Genomic DNA, 9,583 nt, shown 5'->3' on the forward strand with positions numbered 1-9,583 from the left:
GTTCTACCCCCCCGCCCCCCCCCCCCCCCCCCGTCTGGGCGGGGGGGTCGCCGGGGGGGGTGTGGGGGGTTTCCCCCCCCCCCCCCCCCCCCCCCCCCCCACGACCCACCGAACCCAGGCGCTTGCTAGTCGAACTTCAGCTCTTCGGTCCGCCGCGGCATCAGCAGCAGCGCGCCGACGCTGAGCACCGCGACCACCAGCATCGCCAGGAAGACGTGGTGCGTGGCGTCCGCGAGGGCGCCACGCACGAACGTCGTCGTCGCGGTGTCCGGGCCGTTGCCGCCCAGGACGACGCTGGTCGCGTCGACGCCCGACGGCAGGCCGGTCACTCCGGCGGGTGGGTTCGCGAAGCGGCTCGCCAGGGTGGCGTTCGCGATCGCGCCGAAGATCGCCACGCCGACGGCGCTGCCCAACGATCGGCTGAACATGTTGGTCGCGGTGACGACGCCGCGGCGTTCCCAGCCGATGGTGGACTGCACGGCGATCAGGGTCGGGCTCGACGCCAGGCCCAGCCCCAGCCCGAGGACGAACGCGGCCGCGGCCGCCAGCCAGATCGACGACCCGGCCGCCAGGAACACCGTGAGCGCCGCGCCCGCGATGACCGCCCCGCTGCCGATCAGCGCGGTGTCCCGGAACCCGATCCGCATGTAGATCCGGCCCGCCAGCGACGCCGAGATCGGCCAGCCGACGGTCAGCGCCGCCAGCGCGAATCCGGCGACGAGCGCGCCGGTGCCGAGCACGCCCTGCGAGAAGGTCGGCAGATACGACGTCAGGCCCATCAGCAGCATGCCGACGACGACGGCGACCAGGTTCCCGCCGATCAGCGTCCGCTTGGTGAAGATCCACAGCGGCAGCACCGGCTCGTCGGCCTTGCGTTCCACGAACACGAACGTCACCAGCAGCACCGCCGCGCCGGCGAAGATGCCCAGGCTCGGCGCGGACGCCCAGCCCCAGGCGACCCCGCCCTCCAGCAGGCCGAGGATCAGCAGCGAACAGCCGAGGGTGAGCAGCGTGGCGCCGAAGTAGTCGATGCGGTGCGAGCGGCGTTCGACGCGCTCACGGAAGTTCCGGAACAGCATCCACGCCGCCAGCGCGCCGAGCGGCAGGTTGATGAAGAAGATCCAGCGCCAGTCGAGGTACTCGGCGAACACCCCGCCCAGCGTCGGCCCGACCACCGACGAAATGGCCCACACGCTGGCGAGATAGCCCTGCACCCTAGCGCGTTCCTCGACGGTGTACATGTCGCCGACCATGGTCAGCGCGATCGGCTGGATGGCGCCCGCGCCGATGCCCTGCACCGCGCGGGCGGCGATCAGCACCGGCATGCTCCAGGCCGCGCCGCACAGCACCGAGCCCAGCAGGAACGCCGCAATCCCGAAGAACATCACCGGACGCCTGCCGAGCACGTCGGCGAACTTGCCGTACAACGGGACGGTGACCGCCTGGGTCAGCAGATAGATCGAGAACAGCCACGGGAACTGCGAGAACCCGCCCAGATCGGCGACCACCGAGGGCACCGCCGTGGCGATGATGGTCGAGTCCAGCGCGATCAGGCCGGAACACAGCATCACGGCGATCAGGACGGGGCCGCGTTCGGACCGGAAACCGACCCCTTCCTTCGCGGTGACCGGGGCCGGGGTGGTCATCTGTGGCGGTCTCCTCAGGCTCATGAACGGCGTCAACTACTTCGCATGGGTAAGCATTCCACGGAGACACCCGGTCATGGGACCGATTTTTTCCGTGAGCTATCCCGCAAAATGGATCGGATGAGCACCTGGATCCGCCCGATCGACCGTGGCTGGGTTGTCCGCGACACCGTCCCGGGGCCCGACGTCGACGAGTTCGCCGACCCGGACCGGGTGGCCGCCGCGCTCGCCGACGCCCGCGGCGACAGTCTGCTGGCGGTCCAGCATCCGGCCAGGACCCCGGCCGCGCTGGCGGGCGGCCTCGCGATCGAGGCCGCGTTGCCACAGGCCAGGGCGACGTTCGAGCGGATCCGGGAGGGGCACTACCGCCCGGTCGCCGACGTCGTCGCGCCGTATCGCATCGACGGGCCGGACGGGGTCGCGCTGGGCGTGCTCTGCCTGGTCGACCCCGCCGCGGTCCGGGACGACGGCGTGACCCGGGTCCGGCACACCGAGGACGTCTATCCGGACGTCGTCGCGGAACGGGCCGCGATGCTCGCCGGGCTCGGTGTCGCGACGAGCGCCGCGATGCTGGTCCCCGCGACCGGCGGCCGGGAGCTGACCGCGCTGATCGAACGGATCTGCCGGGGCCGCACGCCCTGCCTGTCCACAGTGGACGGCGCGGGCCGCGAGCACGAACTGTGGCTCACCGGTCCCGGCGAAGACCAGGACGACCTGCTGGCGACCCTGGACGGCCTGGATCTCCTGGTCGCGGACGGCAACCATCGCGTCGCGGCCGCCGCGGAATCGGGGCGCGGCGCGTTGCTGGCGCTGGTCACCGGCGGGCCGGGGCTGCGGATCGGGCCCATCCACCGGGTGCTCACCGGCACCGGTCTCGACGCGGAAACCCTGGTCCGGCGCTGGACGGAGGCGGGCTACGACGTCCACCCCGGCCCGCCGGGTCCGCCGTCCGAGGCGGGCGAGGTGACCGTCCTGGCGGGACCGTCGGCTTTCCGGGTGTCGCTCGGCAAGGCGGGCGGTGACCACGCGGTGGTCGAGCAGGAGCTGCTCCGCGGGGCGCTCGGCGTCGATCCGGAAGGGCCGAACGTGCGCCCGTTGCTGCCGGGCGTGCCGGTGCCCGAAGACGCGGACGCGGTGTTGCTGCTGGCCCCGGTCCCGTACGCGGAGGTGCTCGCCGTGCACGCGGCCGGGTCGAGGATGCCGAGGAAGGCCACCTATTTCACGCCGAAACCGCGGAGCGGACTCCTGCTGGCCGAGCTCTGACGTCGCGCTTTTGTCGGTGGCGCGGCTTAGGATCGCCCTCGTGGAACTGCCCGTGATGCCGCCCGTCAAGCCGATGCTGGCCAAGGCCGTGCACGAACTGCCGCGCACGCCGGGGCTGCTGTACGAGCCGAAGTGGGACGGCTTCCGCTGCGTGGTCTTCCGCGACGGTGACGAGGTCGTGCTGGGCTCGCGCAACGACCGGCCGCTGACGAGGTACTTCCCCGAGCTGGTCGAGCTGCTCAAGGACGCGTTGCCCGAGCGCTGCGTCGTCGACGGCGAGATCGTGCTGGTCACCGAGGGCGGGCTCGATTTCGAGGCGCTCCAGCTGCGCCTGCATCCGGCGGCGTCCCGCGTGAACAAGCTGGCCGAGGAGACGCCCGCCAGTTTCGTGGTGTTCGACCTGCTCGCCCTGGAAGACCGGGATCTCACGCCGGAACCGTTCGGGGAGCGGCGGAAACTGCTCGAAACCGTGGTCGACACGAAGTTCGCCCGGGTGCACCTCACCCCGCTGTCCGAAGATCCCGACGTCGCACAGGACTGGTTCACCCGCTTCGAGGGCGCGGGCTTCGACGGCGTGATGGCCAAACCCGCCGACGCACCGTACGAACAGGACAAGCGGGTGATGTGGAAGGTCAAGCACCAGCGCACCGCGGACTGCGTCGTCGCCGGGTTCCGGTGGCACAAGGACGGTGCCGGCGTCGGGTCGCTGCTGCTGGGGCTCTACAACGACGAAGGCGTCCTGAACCATGTGGGCGTGGCCAGCAGTTTCACCGCCGCGAGGCGCCGTGAGCTGGTGGAAGAGCTCGCGCCGCTGCGCGAGAACGCGCTGGAGGACCATCCTTGGCGCGAATGGGCCGAAGCCCACGAGGAGGCGGGCGGCCGGATGCCGGGCGCAGGGAGCCGGTGGGCGCCGAAGAAGGATCTGAGCTGGGAGCCGGTCCGTATCGAGTGGGTCGCCGAGGTCCGCTACGAACACGTCGAGGGCACCCGGTTCCGCCACGGTGGGAGGCTCGTGCGCTTCCGTCCCGATCGTGACCCGGCCTCGTGCACGTACGCGCAGCTCGAAGAGGTCCCGCCCGCCGAGCTGGCCACCTTGTTCACCGAGCTGGGGGAAACATGAAAGCGGAGCCGGTCACGCTCGACCTCGACGGCGTCGAGTTCGCGGTGTCCAATCCGGGCAAGGTCTACTTCCCGGAGAACGGCGAGACCAAATTGGACCTCGTCGAGTACTACCGCGCGGTCTCGGTCCCGCTGCTGGCGCAGCTCGGCGGCAGGCCCCTGCTGCTGGAACGCTATCCCGACGGTGCCGGCGGGAAGTCGTGGTTCCAGAAGCGGGTCCCGAAGAACGCTCCCGGCTGGCTGACCACGACGGTGGTGTCCACGCCGAACGGGACCACTTCGGACGCGCTCGTGGCGAAGGACCTCGCGCACGTCATCTGGGCGGTCAATCAGGGCTGTCTCGGTTTCCACGTGTGGCCGAACCGGGCCGACGCGCCGGACATCAGCGATCAGCTGCGCGTCGACCTCGACCCGTCTCCCGGGATCGGGTTCCCCGAGTTGCGGCACGGTGCCGTCCTCACGAAGGCGTTGCTCGACGAGCTGGGCATCGAGGCGCAGCTGAAGACCTCGGGTTCGCGCGGCTTGCATCTTTACGTGCCGCTGGAACCGAAGTGGGACGGCTACGAGGTCCGCGCGGCCGCCGTCGCGCTCGCTCGCGAACTCGAGCGCCGCCACCCCGAGGAGATGACGGCGCAGTGGTGGAAGGAAGAACGCGGCTCCCGCGTGTTCGTCGACTTCAACCAGAACGCGCCGCACAAGACGGTGTTCGGCGCGTGGTGCGTGCGGCCGAGGGTCGGCGGGCAGGTGTCGACGCCGATCGGCTGGGACGAGCTGGAGACCGTCGAGCCGGACAAGCTCACTCTGTCCACTGTGCCCGCTCGCCTCGCCGAGCGCGGAGACCCTTGGGCAGCAACGGAACCGCAGTCGATCGAGCCGTTGCTGGAAATGTCCAAAAAGGATATGGCGAACGGGCTCATGGACGCGCCTTGGCCGCCCGTCTATCCGAAGATGCCGAACGAGCCACCCCGGGTGGCGCCGAGCCGGGCGAAGAAAGACAGCGTTTAGTCCTCTGAATGCGGTGGTTCGCGTTGCCAACTACCGCATTCAGAGGACGAAACGCGGGCGGTCAGAGCGGCAGGTCGAAGGCGAGTTGCGTGTTCACGGCGGCTTCGGCCTTGCGGGCGGACCGGTGGCCGGGCAGGGTCGCGGCGCAGCGCGGGCACGGGGCGACGTCGGTGGTGGTGAGATCCACCGGCTTCCACAGCCGGGATTCCCTGTCCCCGCAGGCGGAACGCCGGTAGCGGAGGTCTTCGGAGCGGGTCATCAGGTGCGCTGCGGGGGAGTCCTCCGGCAGCGCGCCGACCAGGTACCAGCGTCCGGCGGTGTTCGTCATGGAACTGTCCTCCCGATACAGGTGGTCCAGCTCGAGATTCCTTCCGGAATCCAGTGTCAAGGAGACACGCGGCGATACCCGGTATTTCGCGGCCTTTCGGCGTGTCAGTCCTGAATGAACCGCAGTACGCGCAGCATGCCGCGTTCGTCGACGACCTCGGGATCGTCCGCGACACAGGCCTCGAGACGCGCGGTGACGGCCTCGGTGTCGATCCCCGAGCCGATCAGCACCAGTTCGCTCCGCCGCGCCTGGCCCGACGGCCACGCCGACCGCTCCAGCTGGATGAACGAGCCCACCGTGTGCAGGCCGAACCGGGACCGCGGGTCGTTCGCGCCGAAGTCGAGGAAGCCCTTGATCCGGTAGAGCCCGCCGGGGCGCTGTTCGAGGAAGTCCATCAGCCGCCGCGGGTCCAGCGGGCGTTCGGTGCTGAAGGCGACGCTGTCGTACGCCGTGTGGAAGTGATGCTCGTGGTCGTGCTCCTCCTCGCGGAGGTCGTCGAACGACAGCTGGCCCACCCGTTCGCGTGGCCGGGCGTCGAAGAACAGGGTGGGGTCGATCCGGCCGTGGGAGGTCGCGATCACCGGCGTGCCGGGCGCGATCTCGTCGATCGTGCCGCGCAGCTTGGCCAGGGTGTCCTCGTCGGCCCGGTCGATCTTGTTCAGCACGACCAGGTCGGCGAACCCGAGGTGCTCGTCCAGTTCCGGGTGCCGCTGCCTGGTCGCCTCGAACTCGGCGGCGTCGACGAGTTCGACCAGGCCGCCGTAGGAGATGGCGGGGTTCTCGCTGGCGATCATCAGGCGGATGAGGTCACGTGGTTCGGCGAGCCCGCTGGCTTCGATCACGATGACGTCGATCCCGGCCTCGGCCTCGGAGAGTTTCGCGAGCATCGCGTCGAGGCCGCTCGCGTCGACGGCGCAGCACAGGCAGCCGTTGCCGAACGACATCATGGTGTCGACCTGGCCGGAGACGGCCATCGCGTCGACCGCGATACTGCCGAAGTCGTTGACCACGACCCCGATCCGCGCGCCCTGCCGGTTGGCCAGCAGGTGGTTGAGCAGGGTGGTCTTGCCGGAGCCGAGGAAGCCCGCGACCAGGATGACCGGAATCCGCCTTTCGACCACGATTTCCCTTTCTCCTCGGAGCTCCCCGCACTCTAGCGACGGTGGACGCGGGTCAATACACCGGCACGGGGAAAGAACAGAAGCCTCGGCGGCGGAATACGCTCGAAAGAGTGACGAATGACGATCATAAAGTGATCTTGGTCGGGCCTGATCATTTTCGCTGTGGCGCATTCCGGTGAATATCCCGCGAAGTCTTACTCAATTCCAAATATTGTCGTCGGCAAGCTTTTCACCTGCTGAAATGTCAGCGCGGCCGAAGTTTCTGCCATTTGGCGGATCGTGGCCCTCTTTCCGTGGGGTATCGTCTTTCGCCTGGTCCGGACCCGGCCATCTCGCCGAACAGGCATGATCCTCCGGGCATTTCCGAGTGCAGGAGGAATGGTGATCGTTCCCGCCACCGGTGCCGGTGTCGAATTCGGAGAGTGGGAGGCCGAGGTGGCGACGGCGTCCATGCGGGTGACGGATATCCCTCGCTTGCCTCCCGAAGTGACGTCGCGGGAACGGAGCGTGGACAGAGCGGAGGCGGAGGACTTCGTCCGGCTCTTCCACGCCGAAACGGACGGCGGGCCCACTCCGCTGAGTGCGCGGCTCGACCGGGTCCGTGCCGAGATCGACGCGACCGGCACCTACCGGCACACGAAAGCCGAGCTCGAGTTCGGCGCCCGGGTCGCCTGGCGGAACTCCGCCCGGTGCATCGGCAGGCTGTACTGGCAGGGGCTGAAGGTGCGAGACCGCCGCGACGTCGACGGAGCCTCCGCCATCGCCGAGGAGTGCGTCGCTCATTTGCGCGAGGCGACCAGGGGTGGCCGGATCCGCTCGACCATCACCGTGTTCGCGCCGGACGGTCCGGCGGGGCCCGGTCCGAAGATCCACAACGATCAGCTCGTCCGGTACGCGGGCTACCGGCTCGGCGACGGCTCGGTGCTGGGCGATCCGCGCCACGCCGGCTTCACCGAGACCGTCCAGGAGTACGGCTGGCGTCCGCCCGAGCGGAAGGGCTCCTTCGACCTTCTCCCGCTCCTCATCGAGTCCGAACCGGGGGAGCGGCGCCTGTTCCGGCTCCCGCCGGACGCCGTGCTGGAGGTCCCGTTGTCGCATCCCGACCACCGATGGTTCGCCGGGCTCGGCCTGCGCTGGCACGCGGTACCGGCGATCAGCAACATGCGGCTGGTCATCGGCGGGATCACCTACCCCGCGGCGCCGTTCAACGGCTGGTACCTCGCCACCGAGGTCGGCGCGCGGAACCTCGCCGACACCGACCGCTACGACCTGCTGCCGGTGATCGCGGATCTCATGGGCCTGTCGACGAAGTCGGAGCGCACCCTGTGGCGCGACCGCGCGCTCGTCGAACTGACGCTGGCCGTCCAGCACTCCTTCGACGCGGCGGGCGTGACCGTCGCCGATCACCACACCGAATCGCGGCGATTCCTCACGCATATCGCCAAGGAGGAGCGCGCCGGACGCCGTTGCCAGGCGGAGTGGAGCTGGATCGTCCCCCCGCTGTCCGGCGGGCAGACCGCCGTGTTCCACCGCTACTACGACGAACCCGATCCGGCCGTGCGGCCGGCGTTCCTGCCTCCCGGGTAGCGCTCCGACGGGTGAAGAGGTGAGCCGAATGCGGCGTGTCGATGGGCTGAACGGTGGCACGGGTTGCGGCCGCGCGGACAATGGGGACATGACCGCAGTGCTCGTCGTCCACGCCGGCAAATCCGGTGGGACAAGGGAGATCGCCGAGGTGATCGCCGCCGAGCTGCGGGAAGGCGGGCTGACGGCCGACCTGCTGGACGCGGCCGAAGTCGAGGACGTCGAGCCGTACGGCGCGGTGATCGTGGGAAGCGCGCTGTACCACCGGCGCTGGCGCCCGGAGGCGGTCCGCCTGCTCTCCGAGCATGAGGAGGCGCTTCGGGATCGCCCGGTCTGGTTGTTCCACAGCGGGCCTTGCGGGCCGCTCGCCGCGGGCAAACGGGTGAGCCTGCCCGCGGGGGTCGCCTTGCTCGCCGCGAGGATCGACGCCGAGCGCACGGCCACTTTCGGCGGCAGGCTCACCCGGGAAACCGCGACCGGCCTGTTCTGGAAGATCATGGCCGCGGGCCCGTGGGCGGGCGATTTCCGCGACTGGCCGTCGATCCGGGCGTGGGCGCGCGATGTCGGCCGCCGCGTGCGCATCCGAGTCACCCTCTGAGGCACTGGTTTCGTCGGTGCGCTGTCGTAGGGTGGATCCATGGACAAAAAACAGTTCACCGCGAAGCTGCTCAAGAGCCCGGAGAAGGGCGGCTGGACGTACGTGGTCATGCCCGGCTCCGCCGAGTTCTTCGGCACCAGGGGACTGGTGAAGGTGCGCGGCACCATCGACGGACATCCGTTCCGGAGTTCGTTCATGGCGCTGGGGGACGGCACCCACAAGCTGCCGGTGAAGGCCGACGTGCGCAAGGCGATCGGCAAAGAGGAGGGTGACACCGTCGACATCGTCCTGCTCGAACGGCTCGAGGGCTGAGTTGGCCACCGCATGGAAGCCGTCCCCGGTCATCAAGATCTACGAGGCGCTCGGCGCGGTCGCCGACGGGCGGGTCGAGGTCGACGGTGACACGGCTCGTGTCGCGTCGTCGGACAAGGCCAAGACCTACGACGTCCGCCACGATCGGGCCGCGGGCTCGATCACGGCCAACGACAACGGGTCCTACTGGCAGGGATATCTGGGGTACCCGGGCATCGCGTACCTGATGGAGCGCGGCGTGCTCGCCTACGACAGCGGCCTCGCCGCCGGGCTGGCCGGTGTGCCGTGGAAGGAGCTGGCCACCCGGTACCGCAACGACTGGGTGAAGGTGGAGAAGCACGTACGCGAAGACCTGTCCGGCAAGGGAGTGGATCTGGATCGGCTCGACGCCGGGCTGGCGGAGATCTCGAGCCGTCTGGAGGAATTGGCGCTCACCAAGCTTTCCCCGCGGCTGCGTCCGCCGAAGTGATCAGGCGAAGGTGGCAGGTGGGGTCGAGGTGGTGGGGGGGGGGGGGGGTGGGGTTGTGAGGTAAGGAACACACAACCACACCAGCCACAGCCAAACCACACGGACCGGCCCGCGGAGGGCCGTGTGGTTTTGAGTGAT

The 9,583-nt window shown here is 69.6% G+C and carries 10 protein-coding genes; 7 read left to right on the forward strand and 3 right to left on the reverse strand.

Translation table 11 applies throughout. From position 1 onward, the window contains the following. Nucleotides 1-125: 125 nt before the first annotated feature. Nucleotides 126-1,646, reverse strand: coding sequence for an MDR family MFS transporter (locus tag ACIRGA_RS34050; RefSeq protein WP_400949169.1), 1,521 nt, complete (start codon nucleotides 1,644-1,646; stop codon nucleotides 126-128). A 111-nt stretch (nucleotides 1,647-1,757) separates the two neighbouring features. On the opposite strand from ACIRGA_RS34050, the gene ACIRGA_RS34055 reads away from it, so the two are divergent. Genes ACIRGA_RS34055 through ligD form a run of 3 tightly spaced genes read left to right on the forward strand, consistent with a single transcriptional unit; the run spans nucleotide 1,758 to nucleotide 5,033 of the window. Beyond that, nucleotides 1,758-2,909 (forward strand): DUF1015 family protein, encoded by a 1,152-nt coding sequence (locus ACIRGA_RS34055; RefSeq protein WP_400949173.1) that lies wholly within the window; start codon nucleotides 1,758-1,760, stop codon nucleotides 2,907-2,909. A 40-nt stretch (nucleotides 2,910-2,949) separates the two neighbouring features. Continuing rightward, a complete protein-coding gene (locus ACIRGA_RS34060; protein WP_400949176.1) occupies nucleotides 2,950-4,029 on the forward strand; it encodes an ATP-dependent DNA ligase in 1,080 nt (359 codons plus the stop codon). Next, on the forward strand, nucleotides 4,026-5,033 hold the full coding sequence (ligD, locus tag ACIRGA_RS34065) for a non-homologous end-joining DNA ligase (RefSeq protein WP_400949179.1): 1,008 nt from the start codon (nucleotides 4,026-4,028) through the stop codon (nucleotides 5,031-5,033). The genes ACIRGA_RS34060 and ligD overlap by 4 nt, the downstream gene beginning before the upstream one ends. A gap of 61 nt (nucleotides 5,034-5,094) precedes the next feature. Here the strand turns inward: ligD and ACIRGA_RS34070 are convergent, their stop codons facing one another. Together ACIRGA_RS34070 and ACIRGA_RS34075 are read right to left on the reverse strand one after the other, a co-directional pair. After that, the gene (locus ACIRGA_RS34070; RefSeq protein WP_400949181.1) at nucleotides 5,095-5,361 is read right to left on the reverse strand and encodes a hypothetical protein; all 267 of its coding nucleotides are present in this window, start codon (nucleotides 5,359-5,361) and stop codon (nucleotides 5,095-5,097) included. A gap of 104 nt (nucleotides 5,362-5,465) precedes the next feature. Continuing rightward, complete coding sequence (locus ACIRGA_RS34075) at nucleotides 5,466-6,482, reverse strand: CobW family GTP-binding protein (protein ID WP_400949186.1); 1,017 nt, start codon at nucleotides 6,480-6,482, stop codon at nucleotides 5,466-5,468. A gap of 378 nt (nucleotides 6,483-6,860) precedes the next feature. Here ACIRGA_RS34075 and ACIRGA_RS34080 point away from each other — a divergent pair, with 378 nt between their 5' ends. The 4 genes from ACIRGA_RS34080 to ACIRGA_RS34095 all read left to right on the forward strand — a co-directional run bounded on the left by ACIRGA_RS34080 (nucleotide 6,861) and on the right by ACIRGA_RS34095 (nucleotide 9,445). Next, complete coding sequence (locus tag ACIRGA_RS34080) at nucleotides 6,861-8,069, forward strand: nitric oxide synthase oxygenase (RefSeq protein WP_400949189.1); 1,209 nt, start codon at nucleotides 6,861-6,863, stop codon at nucleotides 8,067-8,069. An 88-nt stretch (nucleotides 8,070-8,157) separates the two neighbouring features. Then, nucleotides 8,158-8,664 carry a flavodoxin domain-containing protein gene (locus ACIRGA_RS34085; protein ID WP_400949191.1) on the forward strand — a complete coding sequence of 169 codons (507 nt, stop codon included), beginning with the start codon at nucleotides 8,158-8,160 and terminating at the stop codon, nucleotides 8,662-8,664. Between the two features lie 39 nt (nucleotides 8,665-8,703). After that, the gene (locus ACIRGA_RS34090; RefSeq protein WP_007032748.1) at nucleotides 8,704-8,976 is read left to right on the forward strand and encodes a DUF1905 domain-containing protein; all 273 of its coding nucleotides are present in this window, start codon (nucleotides 8,704-8,706) and stop codon (nucleotides 8,974-8,976) included. Nucleotide 8,977: 1 nt separating this feature from the next. Next, a complete protein-coding gene (locus ACIRGA_RS34095; protein WP_400949194.1) occupies nucleotides 8,978-9,445 on the forward strand; it encodes a hypothetical protein in 468 nt (155 codons plus the stop codon). Nucleotides 9,446-9,583 lie beyond the last annotated feature (138 nt).

The organism is Amycolatopsis sp. NPDC102389, from assembly GCF_044765885.1.
Classification (GTDB): Bacteria; Actinomycetota; Actinomycetes; order Mycobacteriales; family Pseudonocardiaceae; genus Amycolatopsis.